This is a genomic window from Paraburkholderia sp. SOS3 (genome assembly GCF_001922345.1).
Lineage (GTDB): Bacteria > Pseudomonadota > Gammaproteobacteria > Burkholderiales > Burkholderiaceae > Paraburkholderia.
On the sequence record NZ_CP018812.1, the window covers coordinates 2,871,183 to 2,887,228 of the forward strand.

Below are 16,046 nucleotides of genomic sequence, written 5' to 3' on the forward strand. Positions count from 1 at the left end.
GTGCGCAAAAGCGAAAACAGCCGCCCGAAGGCGGCTGTGATCCGGCACGGTGCGCGCAGACGGCTAACGATCAGGCATTCGCGCCGAGCGCCGAGCGCTTCGGCGTCACCACCGAGACGACGAACGTCACGACGATATTCGCCGCGAGCGCGATCAGGCCGATATAAAGCGGCCAGCTCGAATCGCCGACATGCAGCGTGAACACCGGTTTCAGACCTTGCGACATCGCGAGCCCCGTGCCGAGCACGATGCCGACGAGCCAGCCGAAGAACAGGCCCGGCGTATTGAGGCGCCGCGTGTACAGCGTGAAGACGATGGCCGGGAAGATCTGCAGAATCCACACGCCGCCGAGCAGTTGCAGGTCGATCGCGTATTGCGTCGGCAGGAACACGATAAACAGCAGCGCGCCGAACTTCACGACGAGCGACACGAACTTGGCCGTCGACGCTTCCTGCGCAGGCGCCATGTTCGGCGACACGAGCGGACGCCACAGGTTGCGCGTGAACAGGTTCGCTGCGCCGATCGACATGATCGCGGCCGGCACGAGCGCGCTGATCGCGATCGCCGCTGCGGCGAAGCCGACGAACCACGACGGGAACAGCGTGCCGAACAGCGTGGGCACGACGTCCGAAGCCGACTTCACGTGGATGCCGGCGGCGATCGCCATATAGCCGAGCAACGCGATCAGGCCGAGCAGCAGCGTGTACGCGGGCAGGAAGATCGCATTCTTGCGCACCGTCTGCTGCGACGACGACGACAGCACGGCCGTCATCGTGTGCGGGTACATGAACGCGGCAAGCGCCGAGCCCAACGCGAGCGAAGCGTACGCGGTGAACTGCGTCGGCTTCAGGATGATGCCGGTCGCGCCGCCCTTCGCCTTGAAGTACGTATCGGCCGCATCGAACACCTGACCATAGCCGCCGAGCTTCTGCGGAATCAGCCAGACTGCCGCGATCACGACGATGTAGATCATGATGTCCTTGACGAACGCGATCATCGCCGGCGCACGCAGACCGCTCGTGTACGTGTAGAGCGCGAGGATCACGAACGCGATGACGAGCGGCAGTTCGCCCGATACGCCAAGGCCCTTGATCACGACCTGCATGCCGACGAGCTGCAGCGCGATATACGGCATCGTCGCGACGATGCCGGTCAGCGCGACCGCCGCCGGGAACCACTTGCCGCCGTACTCGCCGTGCACGTAGTCGGCTGCCGTGATGTGGTTTTTCGCATGGGCGATTTTCCACAGTTTCGGCATCACCGCGAACACGAACGGATAGACGATGATCGTGTACGGCAGCGCGAAGAAGCCGTACGCGCCGACCGAGTAGACGAGCGCGGGCACCGCGATCACCGTGTAAGCGGTATAGAAGTCGCCGCCGACGAGGAACCACGAGATGATCGTGCCGAACTGGCGGCCGCCGAGGCCCCACTCGTGCAGTTGCGTGAGATCGCCGCGCTTCCAGCGCGCAGCGAGGAAGCCGACTATCGTAACGAGCGCGAAGAAGGCGATGAAGACGGTCATCGCAACCGGGTTGACGGGGTTCAGGTCGCTCATCGGATACCTCGGTAGACGACGTAGATCAGCAGCGACGTGAGCGGAACCCACAGGAACTGATACCAGTAAAAGAACGGAAAGCCGGCGAAAGATGGGCGCGTGTCGTTATAGAAAGGCAACCACAACAGCGCGATATAGGGGATCAGCAATATGAGCCAGAGCCATGAACGGCCGGCCTGATCTGATGGTTCCACGATTGTCCCTCTTGATTTATATAGGAAAAACGAATTATTCCCCGCGTCGGCGGCAAGGCCTGAGCCTCGCCGTTCGGTCAGCCCCGCGCAAAGGTACGCGCATTATCCAGGAATTTGTTCGTCAATGCCTACGTTTAGTAAAGGGACGGGCTCGTGCGCTGCATCATGACGCGACGCGGCCCGCGGGGGTGAGCCGCGGGCCGCGCAAAGCACTACGCCGGCATCAGGTCTTGTCGCCGACCATCCGGCTGCCGGCCGCCTCGAGCTTCTGTTCGAACGCTTCCATTCTTGCCGCGAGCTTTTTGCCGAGCGCGCCGAGATCGGCGTTGCTCTGACGCAACTCCGGAAAGAGCGTCTTCTCCTCTTCCTCGACGTGATGGCGAACCATCTCGGTCAGCACCTTGAAGGTCGCATCGAAGCCGCGCTGACCCGGCTTCAGCGTATCGAAGCGCGCGATCAGCGTCTTGACGAGAAAGTGCTCGACATAGGCTTCGTCGACATCGATCACGTCGCGGCCGCTCAGTGCGTCGTGAGCCGCCGGATAGAGAATTTCCTCCTCCACCATGGCGTGGACGGTCAGCTTTTCGCACGCGCGCTGCACCAGCGTGCCCTTCGCATCGAGGTCGTCATCGGCGGCGCGTTCGAATGCCTCGAACAGCTTGTCGACCGCGCGGTGGTCTTCTTTCAGCAGCGCAATCGCATCGGTGGTCGCTTTATCGGGGGTAGCGGTGCTCATCGTGGCTCCTGTGGGTCGGTGTCGGGCGCATCCGTAGGCCTTGCCCGAGGTTGTCGAGTGCGCTCGATGGCGCGTTCCTGGCGCCGTCGACGGCGCTCGCGTAATCAATGCGCAAGGGACGTTCCACGGCCGCGCAGCGCGCGAGACGGGCGGGAATAAAGCGTGCTGGGCCGTTCTCGCATCCGTGGCGACCCGCGTCGTCTTACGCTCGGAGCAATGAATCGTGACCACGCGCAACGCAAAAATTCAGATCGGCATATCGGGCTGGCGATATGAAGGATGGCGCGGCACGTTCTACCCAAAAGGCCTTCGACAGGCGGACGAATTGCAGTTCGCGTCGCGCGCGGTGCAGACGATCGAAATCAACGGCACGCACTACAGCCTGCAGTCGCTCGACAGCTACCGGAAGTGGTACGACGAAACGCCGGACGATTTCGTGTTCAGCGTGAAGGGCGCGCGCTACCTCACGCATATGCTGCGCTTTCGCGACGAAGCCGCACGCGCAGGCCTCGCGAATTTCTTTGCGCAGGGGATGCTGGCGCTCAACGAGAAGTTCGGGCCGATTCTCTGGCAGTTTCCGCCTTCGTTTCGCTTCGACGCGGAGCGCCTCGAGCGTTTTCTCGCGATGCTGCCGCGCGACACGCAAGGCGCGCTCGACCTCGCCCGCCGGCACGACAAGCGCGTACGCGAACCGTATCTCGCCATCGACCGGCCGCGGCGCCTGCGGCATGCGATCGAAATCCGGCACCCGAGCTTCGTCGACGCCGCGTTCGTCGCGCTGCTGCGCAAGCACGGCGTGGCGCTCGTGGTTTCCGACTCGACCGAAGACTGGCCGCACGTCGACGACCTGACGGCCGATTTCGTCTATTTGCGGCTGCACGGCACGAGCGCGCGCTACTCGGGCTCGTACGACGACGCGGCGCTCGACACGTGGGCGCAACGCATCGAGGCATGGGCGCACGGCGGCCAGCCGGCCGATGCGAAACTGATCGCGCCTGACAGGCCGCCGCGAAAACGCTCGACGCGCGACGTCTTCTGCTACTTCGACAACGACACGAAAACGCAGGCGCCGTTCGACGCGCAACGTCTGATGGAGCGGCTCGGCGTCGAGCCTGAAATACCTCTCGTGCGCCGCGGCAACGTGGCAAGCACCAAAGACAGCGGGCGCAAGCAGGGCGTGCCGGTCAGGCGCCCGGCCCCTTAGCAAACCGTTCGCGCAAAAACTGCGTGAACGCCCGGATCGTCACCGAGCTTTGCCGGTGCTGCGGATACACGGCGAAGAGCGTGATCGGCGGCGACGCAAACGCTTCGAGCAGCGGCACGAGCTGCCCGTTCTTCAGCGCGCCCTCGACGATGAATTCCGGCAGCAGCGCGACGCCGGTGCCCGCAATCGCCGCATCGCGAATCACCTCGCCGTTGTTCGCGCGCAACGGCCCGTGCACTTCGATATGGCGCACCGCGCCGTCGATCTCGAACCGCCATCCGGTACGCGCCTCCTCCCCGTACAGCAGGCACGGGTGCCGGGCGAGGTCGGCCGGCGTCACGGGCAGACGCCGCGTGTCGCGGTAGACCGGGCTGCAGCAGGCGATCATGCGGAATTCCGCGAGCTTCTGGGCAATCAGCGTCGAATCGGCGAGCGTGCCGATGCGCAGCGCCATGTCGTAGCCCTCGCCGACCACATCGACGACACGGTCGCTCAGTTCCATATCGATGCGCACCTCGGGGTTCGAGCTCAGAAACGCGCCGACGAGCGGCGACAGGTGGACCATGCCGAACGACAACGGCGCGCTGACGCGCAACAGGCCGCGCGGATACGCGCGCTGCGACGACATCGCCAGTTCGGCGTCGGCCACGTCGGCAAGGATGCGCGTGGCGCGCTCGTAGAACTCGTAGCCGAGGTCGGTCACCGCGAGCTTGCGCGTGTTGCGCACGAGCAGCCGCACGCCAAGGCTCGCCTCGAGCGCCATCACGCGGCGGCTGACGAACTGCTTCGACAGTTGCAAACGGTCTGCCGCGGCCGTGAAATTGCGCGCCTCCACGGTCGCGACGAAGATTCTCAGGTCATCGAGTTGCATCGGCTTGGCTCCCTTCGGCGCCTGTTTCGGCGGGGCGCGTCGACGTCCATTTCGCGTTGGATTTCACGTTCTATTGTCAACTATATGAGGACAGTCAATCGCGTTTCATGTCGATTATAGCCTCTCTAATTGACCTAAACTTCGTTTCAACGCGTGTGGCTTCTGACACGCCCGAATTGAAACCGCACCTCTTACGGAGATCGCCATGATTGAAATCAGACACGCCAACGAACGCGGCCACGCCAATCACGGGTGGCTCGACTCGCACCATACGTTCTCGTTCGCGAGCTACTACGACCCGAATCAGATCGGCTTCTCGGACCTGCTCGTGATCAACGACGACCGTGTCGCGCCGGGCCGCGGCTTCGGCAAGCATCCGCACCGCGACATGGAAATCTTTTCGTACGTGCTCGAAGGCGCACTCGAACACAAGGACTCGATGGGCACGGGCTCGGTGATCGTCCCCGGCGATATCCAGCTGATGAGCGCCGGCACCGGCGTCGCGCACAGCGAGTTCAACCACTCGGCGAGCGAGCTCGTGCATTTCCTGCAGATCTGGATCGTGCCTTCGGTGAAGAACGCGACGCCACGCTATCAGCAGCAGCATTTCGCGGCCGAGCAGAAGCGCGGCAAGCTGCGGCTCGTGATTTCGCCCGACGGCGCCGACGGGTCGCTCGAAGTGCGTCAGGACGTGCGCGTCTACGCAGGCCTGTTCGACGGCGCGGAAGCGGCCGACATCGAACTCGCCGCAAACCGCTACGCGTACGTGCATGTCGCACGCGGCGCGATCACCGTGAATGGCGTGCGCCTGACCGAAGGCGACGGCGCGCGCATTCGCAATGAACGCGAGCTCAGCTTCAGCGCCGGCGACGACGCGGAAGTGCTGGTGTTCGACCTGCGCAACAACGAAGTGTCGGAGCTGTGGTCGTGAACGCGCAGGTCGCGATCGCCATTTATCAAGCGATATAAGCAGAGGAAACAAACATGAACAATCTGATCGACCAACGGCGCGACGCGATTCTGCTCGTCGCTCGGGTGCTGCTGATGGTGCTATTCGTCGTATTCGGCTGGAGCAAGCTAACCGGCTTTTCCGCAGCACAAGCGTATATGGCGACGACCGGTGCGCCAGCTCCGTCGGTGGCCGCCGCGATCGCCGTCATGATGGAACTGGGCGTGGGCGTGCTGCTCGCGGTCGGGTTTCTGACGCGGCCGCTTGCGTTGCTGCTCGCGCTCTATACGCTCGGCACCGCGCTGATCGGCCATCACTTCTGGACGCAGACCGGCATGGAGCAGTACGCGAACATGGTCAATTTCTACAAGAACGTCAGCATTATCGGCGGGCTGTTGCTGCTGGCCGTGACGGGGCCGGGGAAGTATTCGTTCGACAGGCGATAACGGTAGAACGCGGCGTAACGCACTGCGCCGGCTGTGGTTGAACGAAGTTTCGGGCGGCCAGCGTGCCGCCCTTTTCGTTTGCGCGCCGCGGCCGAACCCTATTCGGCCAGACAGTAGAAGCCGCCCAGGCGGTCGATCCAGATGATTTCCTGCGCCTCTTCGAGCCGGCGCCATTCTTCGTCCGTCACCATGATCTCGGTCTCGTCGCCGAGCTCGTAGAATTCTTCGTCTTCTTCGGTGAACTGCTGAACCTTGACCGTTCGCATCGCCGCACCTCGTGCTTGAGAGAGCCGCACCCACCGCGCTTCGCGTGCGGCCGGCGCGGTTCCCGACGCGGCCATTCTACCGGCATTGCGCGCATGCAAAATCAACCCGCACGCGCTAAAAAAACGGGCGCGCTGCCCGTGAAGGCAGCGCGCCCGCTTCATTTCCACGCCATTCGCGCGATCCGCGCTTGCGGCGAACCCAACGGGTCCGACGCCGCGCCGCGGCAAGCGGTGCTTAGAACTTGTGGCGCAGACCGAGGTTGACCATCGTCTGCGTCGACGTGCCTGCGTAGCCGTACGAACCGATCGACGCTTGCGCCGCCACGGCTCCGCCGTTGCCGTCGCCCGTCTCGCCGCTTGCGTGCTGGTACGCCGCCGTCATGTACACATCGGTGCGCTTCGACAGCGAGTAGTCGGCGCCGATCGATACCTGATGGTAGGTCGCCGAAGTATCGCCGTTCGACTTCGTGTAGCTATAGCCGACGCCGAGCAGCATCGCGGGCGAAGCCTGCCAGTTGAAGAAGCCCTGTCCCGTGTTGTACTTCTCGTCCTCGCCGAACAACGACGAATTGTCGCGGCGGTATTGCGCGTTGCTGTAGCCGGCGCCGACCGTGAACGGCCCGAACACGTACTGGCCCGCGACGCGCGCGATCGCGAGCGAGTGAGCGGTTGCGTAACCCGTGTTGATCGGACCGTCGAACGTGCCGTCGGACGTGCTCGCGAACGTGTCGCGAGCCGCAGCCGATGCCTGGCTGTTCGCCGCGTAGAAATAGCCGGCTGCCAACGACAGCGGACCCGTGTTATACGCCGCGGCAAACGCGTACGACTGCTCAGAACCGGTCGAGCCTGCGATGCCGCCGAACGCGTACATTGCTTCGAACTGGAAGCCCGACCACACCGGCGATGCGTACTTGACCGCATTGTTCACGCGGAAGCTGTTGTCGTAGTTATCGACGTCGCCCGCGGTAGCGAATGCGCTGCCGAAGTAGTTGTCTGCGGTGATGCCTTGCACGAGGTCGATCAGCGGGTCGTACTGGCGGCCGAGCGTCACTGCGCCGTACTGGGTGCTCGTCAGGCCGACGTATGCCTGGCGGCCGAACAGACGGCTACCCTGGCCCAGTTGGCCCGTCGACGGGTTGAAGCCGTTCTCCAACTGGAAGATCGCCGCGAGACCGCCGCCGAGATCTTCGTTGCCCTTCACGCCCCAACGCGTGCCGGACAGGTTGCCGTTACTGGAGTTGCCGAGCGCCCACAGGTTCTGGCTGCCCTGAGCATGATTCACGTACGTGATCGACGTGTCGATCGTGCCGTAGAGCGTAACGCTCGATTGCGCGTGCGCGGCCCCGGCGGCACCTAGCATCGCCAGCGAAATGACCGAGAGGGAGGTCGTGCGTTTCATTATTTCTCCTTGCACTTTTAGTTGAGTGGACGCGAAGCGCAGACTACCCGTGCAAAGAATTAATGTAAAAAACGGCAAAAAGACACGTCTCGGATGCGCGACACGAGTAATTCGCGCATTATTTCCTTTCCATCAATAGATAGAATCGGAATAAGAAACAATCCAGGTCGTTTCCGCGAAAATTCGCGCTGATCTGGTCGAAAACAGACATGCGCATAACCCTCATCAAGCTTCACCGAGGATCATTGCGAAAAATAGAATAAGTAATTTCACGGAACGAATAGCCGCGACAAATTGGACCGGCTAGAGTGCACTCGCTTCACAATATCCGTAGACAGCGGATATCCACGCATTTGCGCGGCTCAGGCCGCGCTTTTTTCTTTTGTGAAGCGTTTTTGTAAACGCGCGATAAGGCTTTATAAAAGCTGACAATAATTTTTCAAAAGGCCTTTAAAGCGCGTTTTAAAACTGTCGCGGCGCTCAGATCCCGCCGAGCAGCACGTTGACGTTTTTCAGCTTCGTGAATTCGAGCAGTTCGTCCTTCGACTCTTCGCGCCCCTGTCCCGACTGCTTGTGGCCGCCGAACGGCGCACCGAGAATGTGCGTCGACGTATCGTTGATCCACACATAGCCCGATTCGATCGCCGCCGCGACACGGTGCGCGGTATCGATGTTTTGCGTCCACACCGATCCTGTCAGGCCGACCTCGAGGCCGTTGACCGTCGCGAGCATCTGCGTCTCGTCGCGCCAGCGAAAAACCGACAGCACCGGCCCGAAGATTTCATCACGGGCAATCGCCATATCGGGCTGCACATCGACGAAGACGGTCGGCTCGATAAAGAAGCCGTCCGCAAGCGCCGGCTCGGCCGGATGCTTGCCGCCGAGGGCAAGCGTCGCTTTCTGCTCGTGCGCCTTTTCGATGTAGTGCAGCGTGCGCTCGTACTGCGTACGGTTGATCATCGCGCCCATCGTCGTGCGCATGTCGGTCGCGATGCCGGGGCGATACAGCGATGGCAGCTGCTTCACGAGCGCATCGACGAAGCGGTCGTGAATCGAATCGTGTACGAACAGCCGGCTCGTCGAACCGCACGACTGGCCGCACCATGTGAAATTCATCCCCTTGATCGCGCCCGCGACGGCTTTTTCGAAATGCGCGTCCGGATAGACGATCATCGCGTTCTTGCCGCCCAGTTCGAGCAGCGTGTGCTTTATCGTATCGGCCGCCGCGCGCAGCACGGCCTTGCCGGCTTGCACACTGCCGATCAGCGCGATCGCATCGACGCCAGGGTGGCTCGCGAGCGCCGCGCCCGCTTCGCGGCCGCCGACCACACAATTGAGCACGCCCGGCGGGAACACGTCTTCGAGCAGCTCCATCAGGCGGATCGTCGACAGCGGCGCCTGCTCGGGGGGCTTCACGACGACCGTGTTGCCCGCGGCAAGCGGCGCCGCGATCTTGCCGGCGGCAAACATGAATGGATGGTTGAACGGGAAGATCCGCGCGACGACGCCGCGCGGCTCGCGCACCGTATAGTTCAACGAGCCATTCGATGTCGGTATTGTTTCGCCCTTTATCTCGAGCACGAGGCCCGCAAAGTATTCGAGCAGCTTCGCGCCGGCCTGCGCATCGAACATCATCGCGTTGACCGGATTGCCGCAATTCGCCGCATCGATCAACGCGAGTTCCTGCGCGTGACCGAGCACGCGCGACGCCGCCTCGCGCAGGCAGCGCGCCCGTTCGAGCGGCGGCGTGCGCGCCCATGTGTCGCGCGCGGCACGCGCGGCGGCCACGGCTGCCGAGACTTCTTCGGTACCGCCGCTCAACACGTCGCGTAGCGGCTTGCCCGTCGATGGGTTCATGCAGGAGAGCGTCGCGGCGCGCGATGGCGCGTGCCATTTGCCACCCCAGTAGAGTCCGCCCGCCTTCGGCAAGCTCGACGGCACGCGCGGCGACAAATCGCCGTGCGCGGCTTGATTCGCCTCGATTCGATCGTTCATCGGTTATTCCTCGCTGATTCGCTGGTCGGGATATAACGTAGACGTTTTCGCGACTCGCCTATTCCATGGGCAATACAATCGAAAGCACATTGCGCTTCGGTGAGCGGAATAGCGGATGCGCGGTGAATGTTCTTGTAGGAAGGCCACGAGCAGGAGCATTGATGAACGACATTGCGCAACGCATGCTTTCCGAAATCCGGGACCTTTCATCCGAACTCGCCGCTCGTGCCGCACAGATCGAAGCGGAACGGCGCTTACCGGCCGATCTCGTGCAGACGATGCGTTCGCTCGGCGTGTTCCGCATGTACGTGCCGCGCAGCCATGGCGGCCTCGAGCTCGATATCGAAGGCGCAATGGCGGTGGTCAGCGCGCTTGCCCGCATCGACAGTTCGATCGGATGGCTCGCCGGGATTGGCGCGACGGCGCCGCTCTTCGCCACGCGTTTGCCGCGCAAGGTTTTCGACGAGATGTACGGCCGCGGCCCGGATGTGATCATCGCGGGCGCGGTGCAGCCTACGGGTACGCTCGAGCAAACAGCCGAAGGCTGGCGTTGCAGCGGACGCTGGGCATTTGCGAGCGGTTGCCTGCATGCGGACTGGATGTTCGGTATCGGCATCGTCAACGCAAATGGCTCGCCGGCAAGCGGCACGAATGATGCGGGCACCGCGCCGACGATGCGCGGCATGATGCTGCCGGCCGGCGCGTGGCGCATCGAGGACACGTGGAGCGTCGCAGGGCTCGAAGGCACCGGCAGCCACCATATTTCGCTGATGAACGCGCCCGTCCCCCCGAGCCATCTGTTCGATCACATCAACGGCGAATCGTGCGTGGCGGGCCCGCTTTATCAGGCAGTGGCGCCGTTGCTCGCGCCGATGGGGTCGGCCGTGATGGTTGGCATTGCCGAAGGCGCACTCGATGCGATCGTCGCGCTCGCGAATACCGGTCGCCAGCAGTTTCGCGTCGCGACGGCCATGCGCGATTCGGAAATTTTCCTGCACGATCTTGGACGTATCGAAGCCGAACTGCGCGCGGCACGCGCATTCCACGAGACTCAGGTTCGCGTGCTGTGGCAGCGCGCGCTAGAAGGCACGTTACAGGACGATGCGCTGTATCTGCAGGCCTCCCAGGCAGCGGTCTGGATTGCGCGGACATGCGTGCAGATCGGCGACGCGTGCTTTGCGCTAGGCGGCGGCGCGGCGATCTACGACGGCTCGCCGCTGCAGCGCCGCTTGCGCGATCTGCACGTTGCCGCGCAGCACGCGGCCGTGCATCCGCGCCACTATGTGTCGGCGGGAAAGTTGCTGTTAAAACGCGGTCATCCGATCGTATCGGGTTCCTGACTCTGGGCGAGCGCCGCACGCAGTCGGCACGCTACCAGGTGTGAGGTTGGCTCTACCCGCATGACCGGTTCGACACAGCCGGTTCGACACAGCCGGTTCAACGCAGCGGTCAACCCGGCAGCTCAATCGCAGCGATTCGACGGCCCCAACCCATCGGCCCCGCTCACCGGTCTTCGCTCATCCCCGCGAGACGTGCCTCGCCCGCGTCCTTCGCAGCGGCTGCCGTGCTGAACGATTCGTCGGAAACCAGCGACCGCCGCACATTCTTCGCATCGAAATCGACGAGCGTGATGACCCAGACGAACCCGCCTGCCCGCTCCGCGGTCTGCACGAACGCGCGCAGATTGCCGTTGCTGCCCTCAGATTTCATGATGACCTCCCGAAAAGCATTGCACTGAGAAACTGCGCCTGCCGGTGGGGTTTCGCACATCGCGTTCCTGCCCGGGCGCACGAGCCGCCACGTCAGCGCAACGAGCGCCGCGAACGCAACGTACGCGACCGTGAAAACCCACGCGGGTAATTCGTAATACAGCAGACGGCCGACCCAGCGCTGCACGAAGCCTTGCGTTGCGCCCGCATCGTGACGCAGCGCGTCTTCGAGCACGGTCAGCGGACACGCGACGCCCAGCAGCGCGAGCAACGCGACGATACCGATCGCCGCAAGATGCACGCCACGAAATACGTGACTGCGCACCCAGCGCCAGTGGAAAGCCGCGCCTACCCAGATCGCGGCCAGCCCGCCGACGATAAACAGCACGAGCGCCGCATGCACGACGAGCACGGCATCGGCGAGCGCGGTCACCGTGCCTGTCCGCTCGCCCGACCTTCAGCGCGCCGCCGTCACCACCTGCCCGGTTATGTTCTCTTCGACGCACTTGCGATACGCCTGCGCCACGACCGACGCGCGCACCGCATCCGATGCATCGCGGCCCATCTGCTGCAGCGTTTCGGCCACCCATCCCGGACTCACGACATTCACACGCAGCATGCCGCGCAATTCGAGTGCCGCTGCGCGCGCAAAGCCTTCGACGCCCGCGTTGACGAGACTGATGGCGGCGCCGCCCGGCATCGGATGTTGCGCAAGCGTGCCGCTCGTCAAGGTGATCGAGCCGCCCGGATCGATTTTCCGCATGCCGCAACGCACCAGATTCACCTGGCCCATCAATTTGTTGGCGAGACTGAAGGCAAAATCGCTATCCTGTAGCTCGCCGAGCGGCGCGAATTTTGCTGTCCCGCCCACGCAAACCACTGCATCGAGCGGCCCCGCATCGTTGTACATGGCGACGATCGACGCCTGATCGGACAGGTCGACTTTCAGTGCCGGGCCATTGCGGCTCGCACCGATTACTTCATGCTTCGGAGACAACAGCTGGATGATTTCCTTACCGAGGAGCCCTGTCGCTCCGACGACCAGTATGCGCATACCGCCTCCTGTACTCACGATGCATCGCGATGCATGCGGTAAGCGCGCAATGGCCGCGCGACAACCGCGCCGTGTTCCCGTGGCGATTCACGCTGTCATCCATTTCGCGAGCCTCGTGTTGCCCTGTCTGATCGTTCTATCGGGCTTCGGCGGCCATGCGGGAGCCCGACTATTCTGTTCCGCTGAGTTCCCGCGTGCAACCACCCGACACACCTGAACCTGCAACTCGCGACGTCATGCACATGACTCAAACGATCGGTCCGAATCGCGACCTCATGCTGACCCTGTCGGATGTCGTCAAGCGCTATCCTGGCAATCCGCCGCGCACTGTGCTGAACGGCATATCGCTCGAACTGCGGGAAGGCGAGTGCGTCGCGATCGTCGGCGAGTCGGGCAGCGGCAAATCGACGCTGCTCAATCTCGCGGCAGGGCTCGACAGGCCCGACGCCGGCCGCATCGTGTTCGACGGCCAGGATCTCGCCGCACTCGACGACGATCGCGCGACACGGCTGCGCCGTGCGCGCATGGGCTTTGTCTTCCAGGCGTTTCACGTGCTGCCGAACCTTACCGCCGCGCAGAACGTGGCGTTGCCGCTGCGGCTCAATGGCGTGCCGGCCGCCGATGTCGCCGCGCGCGTCGCGGCCGCACTCGCGTCGGTCGGGCTCGCCGATCGCGCGCATACCTTGCCGCGCGAACTGTCCGGCGGCGAACTGCAGCGCATCGCGATCGCGCGCGCGCTCGTCCACCAGCCGCGCCTCGTGCTCGCCGACGAACCGACCGGCAATCTCGATCACGACACCGCGGCGCGCATCCTGCGATTGCTGCTCGATATGACGCGCGAGTCGCGGGCCGCAGTGCTGCTCGTCACGCATTCGACAGCGGCCGCGGCGAGCGCCGATCGGGTGCTGCGGTTGACGCGCGACGGGCTGGCACCGAACGCGCCGCTGCATCTGCCACCTGAAGAGCGCGCACGATGAGCCGCAGGCGATGACCATGGCCGACATCCCGCAACGCTTGTCGCGCGCGTCCAAAGTGCGGTCCAATTCCGCGCGCGCGATGCTGTCGACCGCGGCGGCGCTGATCGCCGGGGAAAGCCGCAGCCATCCGCTGCGCGCGCTCGTCGCGATGCTCGCCATCGCAGCCGGCGTCGCGATGGGCTATGCCGTGCAATTGATCAACGGCGCGGCATTGTCCGAACTTGCGTCGACGGTCAATTCGCTGACGGGCGACGCGGACCTCACGATCCGCGGCCCGCGCAACGGCTTCGACGAATCGCTGTATCCGCGTATCGCGCAACTGCCCGACGTCGCGGCCGCGAGCCCGGTCGTCGAAGTCGATGCGCGCGTCGTCGGACACGCCGACGCGTTGAAACTGCTCGGCGTCGATGTGTTTCATGCGGCGCGCGTCACGCCCGACCTGGTCGGACGCATCGAGCCGGCGAACCCAAACGAGAACCCAGGCAACGGCCCGAACGCAAACGCGAGTGCAAACCGGCTCGATCTGCTCTCGCCGGATACGGTGTTTCTGTCGCCCGCCGCGCTCGCATGGAGCGGTCGCAAGGTCGGCGACACACTGACGGTGCAGGTCGGCCTGCGGCAGGTCCCGTTGCGCATCGCGGGCACGCTGCCCGCGTCGGGCACGAGCGTGCGCGTCGGCGTGATGGACATCGGCGCAGCGCAATGGCGGCTCGAACGGCTCGGCACGCTGCAGCGCATCGATGTCAAGCTCAAGGCCGGCGTCGATGCCGCGCGATTTGCGCAGCACATCGCGGCGCAGCTGCCGGCCGGCGTCGCGGCCGTCTCGCCGCACGAGAACGCGCATCGCACCTCGCAACTGTCGCGCGCCTATCGCGCGAATCTGAACGTGCTCGCACTCGTCGCGCTGTTCACCGGCGCATTCCTCGTATTCACGATCCAAGCGCTCGGCGCGCTGCGGCGGCGCACGCAATTCGCGTTGCTGCGCGCGCTCGGCGTGACGCGCCGCGGCGTGGTCGCGCTGATCGTCGCCGAAGGCACGGTGCAAGGCGTGATCGGCGCGCTGACCGGCGTCGCGCTCGGATATGCGGTCGCGGCTGCCGTGCTGCATTTCGCCGGCGGTGATCTCGGCGGCGGTTACTTCGAAGGCGTGCACCCGCAGGTGCATTTCGACACAGCGGCCGCCTGCCTGTTCGTCGCGCTCGGCCTCGGCGCCGCGGTGCTCGGCAGCGTCGCGCCGGCGCTCGACGCGGCGCGCGCGCAGCCGGCACAGGCACTCAAAGCCGGTGACGAAGAAACGAGCCTTAAGAAGTTGCATCGATCGCGCGCGCTGATTGGCGCGCTTGGCGCAATCGGCATCGGCATTGCGCTCGCGCGGTTGCCGGCCGTCGACGGTCTGCCGCTGTTCGGTTACGCATCCGTCGCATTGCTGCTGATCGGCGGCGTGCTCACGATGCCGACCATCGCGCGCATCGTATTCGATGCCTTGCCGCGCACGCAGCATGCGTTGCCCCAGCTCGCACTCGCGCAACTGGCGCATGCGCCGGGGCGCGCGGCAATCGGGCTCGCGGGCATCGTCGCGAGCTTCAGCCTGATGGTGGCGATGGCAATCATGGTGTCGAGCTTCCGCATCGCCGTCGACGACTGGCTGCAACTGCTGTTGCCCGCCCCGCTCTACTTGCGCGCGGCGCCTGCCGGCGACAGCGGATATCTATCCGCCGCGGACCAGGCCGCGATCGCGTCTACGCCCGGCATCGAACGCAGCGAATTTCTGCGCGCGACGCAGATCACGCTCGATACGCATCTGCCGCCGGTCGCTTTGATCGCGCGTCCGATCGATCCGCGTCACCCGGCCGCGCGCCTGCCGCTGACGGGCACGCCGCTGGTTCTGCACGACGACGCCGTGAGGCCCGCGTGGGTCAGCGAGGCGATGGCCGATCTGTATCGCCTGCATGTCGGCGATCGCATGGTGTTGCCGGTCGGCGGCCGTTCCGCGACGTTCACGGTCGCCGGTATCTGGCGCGATTACGCGCGGCAGTTCGGCGCGGTCGTGATCGATGAAGCGGACTACCGCAAGCTCGCGGACGATACGCGCGCGACCGACGCCGCCCTGTGGCCCGCGTCCGGCGTATCGACCGGACAGGCCGTCGAGCGCATACGTGCGCGCGTTGCGGGCGGCGATCGGCTCACGTTCTCCGAACCCGGTGAAATTCGCGCGGCGAGCCTCAGGATTTTCGACCGCAGCTTCGCGGTCACCTATCTGCTCGAAGCGGTCGCGGTGCTGATCGGACTGTTCGGCATCGGCGCGAGCTTCGGCGCGCAGGCGCTGTCGCGCACACGCGAGTTCGGCGTGCTGCGTCATATCGGCGTGACGCGCGCACAGATCGCCGCGCTGCTCGTGATCGAAGGCGCACTCGTCGCGCTCGTCGGCGTCGCATCGGGGCTCGTGCTCGGAACGGGCATCGCGGCAGTGCTCGTCTATGTCGTGAACCCGCAGTCGTTTCATTGGACAATGACTTTGCATATGCCGTGGGCGCTCGTCATGACGCTCGCTTCTGCGGTCATACTGGCCGCCGCGCTCACTGCATTGTGGAGCGCGCGCTCCGCGCTGTCGGTCGATGCCGTGCGCGCGGTGCGCGACGATTGGTGAACCGACCACGATGAAACGCCGCACATTCCTCGCATTGCCTC

The 16,046-nt window shown here is 64.4% G+C and carries 15 protein-coding genes and 1 pseudogene; 6 read left to right on the top strand and 10 right to left on the bottom strand.

What is annotated here, in order from left to right; all coding sequences use genetic code 11:
- Positions 1-70: 70 nt before the first annotated feature.
- From mctP to BTO02_RS32825, 3 genes are all read right to left on the bottom strand, one after another.
- A complete protein-coding gene (gene mctP, locus BTO02_RS32815) occupies positions 71-1,558 on the bottom strand; it encodes a monocarboxylate uptake permease MctP (RefSeq protein WP_075161109.1) in 1,488 nt (495 codons plus the stop codon).
- Complete coding sequence (locus BTO02_RS32820; RefSeq protein WP_075161110.1) at positions 1,555-1,752, bottom strand: DUF3311 domain-containing protein; 198 nt, start codon at positions 1,750-1,752, stop codon at positions 1,555-1,557. Before BTO02_RS32820 ends, mctP begins: the two co-directional genes overlap by 4 nt.
- 223 nt (positions 1,753-1,975) lie before the next feature.
- The gene (locus tag BTO02_RS32825) at positions 1,976-2,488 is read right to left on the bottom strand and encodes a hemerythrin domain-containing protein (RefSeq protein WP_075161111.1); all 513 of its coding nucleotides are present in this window, start codon (positions 2,486-2,488) and stop codon (positions 1,976-1,978) included.
- A 223-nt stretch (positions 2,489-2,711) separates the two neighbouring features.
- On the opposite strand from BTO02_RS32825, the gene BTO02_RS32830 reads away from it, so the two are divergent.
- Complete coding sequence (locus BTO02_RS32830; protein ID WP_083615496.1) at positions 2,712-3,692, top strand: DUF72 domain-containing protein; 981 nt, start codon at positions 2,712-2,714, stop codon at positions 3,690-3,692.
- Here BTO02_RS32830 and BTO02_RS32835 read toward each other — a convergent pair.
- Entirely contained in the window at positions 3,673-4,563 is an 891-nt protein-coding gene (locus tag BTO02_RS32835; RefSeq protein WP_075161112.1) for a LysR family transcriptional regulator, read from the bottom strand. The two genes, BTO02_RS32830 and BTO02_RS32835, sit on opposite strands and share 20 nt — an antisense overlap.
- A gap of 205 nt (positions 4,564-4,768) precedes the next feature.
- Here BTO02_RS32835 and BTO02_RS32840 point away from each other — a divergent pair, with 205 nt between their 5' ends.
- Both BTO02_RS32840 and BTO02_RS32845 read left to right on the top strand, forming a co-directional pair.
- Positions 4,769-5,494 (top strand): pirin family protein, encoded by a 726-nt coding sequence (locus BTO02_RS32840; RefSeq protein WP_075161113.1) that lies wholly within the window; start codon positions 4,769-4,771, stop codon positions 5,492-5,494.
- Between the two features lie 53 nt (positions 5,495-5,547).
- Complete coding sequence (locus tag BTO02_RS32845) at positions 5,548-5,958, top strand: DoxX family protein (RefSeq protein ID WP_075161114.1); 411 nt, start codon at positions 5,548-5,550, stop codon at positions 5,956-5,958.
- Between the two features lie 98 nt (positions 5,959-6,056).
- On the opposite strand, the gene BTO02_RS32850 is transcribed toward BTO02_RS32845, so the two are convergent.
- From BTO02_RS32850 to BTO02_RS32860, 3 genes are all read right to left on the bottom strand, one after another.
- Entirely contained in the window at positions 6,057-6,224 is a 168-nt protein-coding gene (locus tag BTO02_RS32850) for a hypothetical protein (RefSeq protein ID WP_156884050.1), read from the bottom strand.
- A gap of 235 nt (positions 6,225-6,459) precedes the next feature.
- Positions 6,460-7,623 carry a porin gene (locus BTO02_RS32855; RefSeq protein WP_075161116.1) on the bottom strand — a complete coding sequence of 388 codons (1,164 nt, stop codon included), beginning with the start codon at positions 7,621-7,623 and terminating at the stop codon, positions 6,460-6,462.
- Positions 7,624-8,103: 480 nt separating this feature from the next.
- Positions 8,104-9,618 (bottom strand): aldehyde dehydrogenase family protein, encoded by a 1,515-nt coding sequence (locus tag BTO02_RS32860; protein WP_075161117.1) that lies wholly within the window; start codon positions 9,616-9,618, stop codon positions 8,104-8,106.
- Between the two features lie 161 nt (positions 9,619-9,779).
- Here BTO02_RS32860 and BTO02_RS32865 point away from each other — a divergent pair, with 161 nt between their 5' ends.
- A complete protein-coding gene (locus BTO02_RS32865) occupies positions 9,780-10,958 on the top strand; it encodes an acyl-CoA dehydrogenase family protein (protein WP_075161118.1) in 1,179 nt (392 codons plus the stop codon).
- Between the two features lie 163 nt (positions 10,959-11,121).
- Here the strand turns inward: BTO02_RS32865 and BTO02_RS34905 are convergent, their stop codons facing one another.
- From BTO02_RS34905 to BTO02_RS32875, 3 genes and pseudogenes are all read right to left on the bottom strand, one after another.
- Positions 11,122-11,328, bottom strand: a complete 207-nt coding sequence (locus tag BTO02_RS34905) for a hypothetical protein (protein ID WP_198039355.1) — start codon at positions 11,326-11,328, stop codon at positions 11,122-11,124.
- A 63-nt stretch (positions 11,329-11,391) separates the two neighbouring features.
- Positions 11,392-11,760, bottom strand: a pseudogene (locus BTO02_RS34910) (DUF2784 domain-containing protein); the annotation flags it as partial.
- Between the two features lie 24 nt (positions 11,761-11,784).
- Positions 11,785-12,381 (bottom strand): short chain dehydrogenase, encoded by a 597-nt coding sequence (locus BTO02_RS32875; RefSeq protein ID WP_075161119.1) that lies wholly within the window; start codon positions 12,379-12,381, stop codon positions 11,785-11,787.
- A gap of 275 nt (positions 12,382-12,656) precedes the next feature.
- Between BTO02_RS32875 and BTO02_RS32880 the strand changes: the two genes are divergently transcribed.
- Positions 12,657-13,358 (top strand): ABC transporter ATP-binding protein, encoded by a 702-nt coding sequence (locus BTO02_RS32880; protein WP_075161616.1) that lies wholly within the window; start codon positions 12,657-12,659, stop codon positions 13,356-13,358.
- A 16-nt stretch (positions 13,359-13,374) separates the two neighbouring features.
- Positions 13,375-16,005 carry an FtsX-like permease family protein gene (locus BTO02_RS32885; protein ID WP_442953474.1) on the top strand — a complete coding sequence of 877 codons (2,631 nt, stop codon included), beginning with the start codon at positions 13,375-13,377 and terminating at the stop codon, positions 16,003-16,005.
- The last annotated feature ends 41 nt before the right edge of the window (positions 16,006-16,046 follow it).

Bases quoted from the DNA above. Each gene is read 5' to 3' on its own strand.
- mctP (WP_075161109.1), bottom strand. From the start codon at position 1,558: ATGAGCGACCTGAACCCCGTCAACCCGGTTGCGATGACCGTCTTCATC.
- BTO02_RS32825 (WP_075161111.1), bottom strand. From the start codon at position 2,488: ATGAGCACCGCTACCCCCGATAAAGCGACCACCGATGCGATTGCGCTG.
- BTO02_RS32835 (WP_075161112.1), bottom strand. From the start codon at position 4,563: ATGCAACTCGATGACCTGAGAATCTTCGTCGCGACCGTGGAGGCGCGC.
- BTO02_RS32840 (WP_075161113.1), top strand. From the start codon at position 4,769: ATGATTGAAATCAGACACGCCAACGAACGCGGCCACGCCAATCACGGG.
- BTO02_RS32845 (WP_075161114.1), top strand. From the start codon at position 5,548: ATGAACAATCTGATCGACCAACGGCGCGACGCGATTCTGCTCGTCGCT.
- BTO02_RS32850 (WP_156884050.1), bottom strand. From the start codon at position 6,224: ATGCGAACGGTCAAGGTTCAGCAGTTCACCGAAGAAGACGAAGAATTC.
- BTO02_RS32855 (WP_075161116.1), bottom strand. From the start codon at position 7,623: ATGAAACGCACGACCTCCCTCTCGGTCATTTCGCTGGCGATGCTAGGT.
- BTO02_RS32860 (WP_075161117.1), bottom strand. From the start codon at position 9,618: ATGAACGATCGAATCGAGGCGAATCAAGCCGCGCACGGCGATTTGTCG.
- BTO02_RS32865 (WP_075161118.1), top strand. From the start codon at position 9,780: ATGAACGACATTGCGCAACGCATGCTTTCCGAAATCCGGGACCTTTCA.
- BTO02_RS34905 (WP_198039355.1), bottom strand. From the start codon at position 11,328: ATGAAATCTGAGGGCAGCAACGGCAATCTGCGCGCGTTCGTGCAGACC.
- BTO02_RS32875 (WP_075161119.1), bottom strand. From the start codon at position 12,381: ATGCGCATACTGGTCGTCGGAGCGACAGGGCTCCTCGGTAAGGAAATC.
- BTO02_RS32880 (WP_075161616.1), top strand. From the start codon at position 12,657: ATGCTGACCCTGTCGGATGTCGTCAAGCGCTATCCTGGCAATCCGCCG.
- BTO02_RS32885 (WP_442953474.1), top strand. From the start codon at position 13,375: ATGGCCGACATCCCGCAACGCTTGTCGCGCGCGTCCAAAGTGCGGTCC.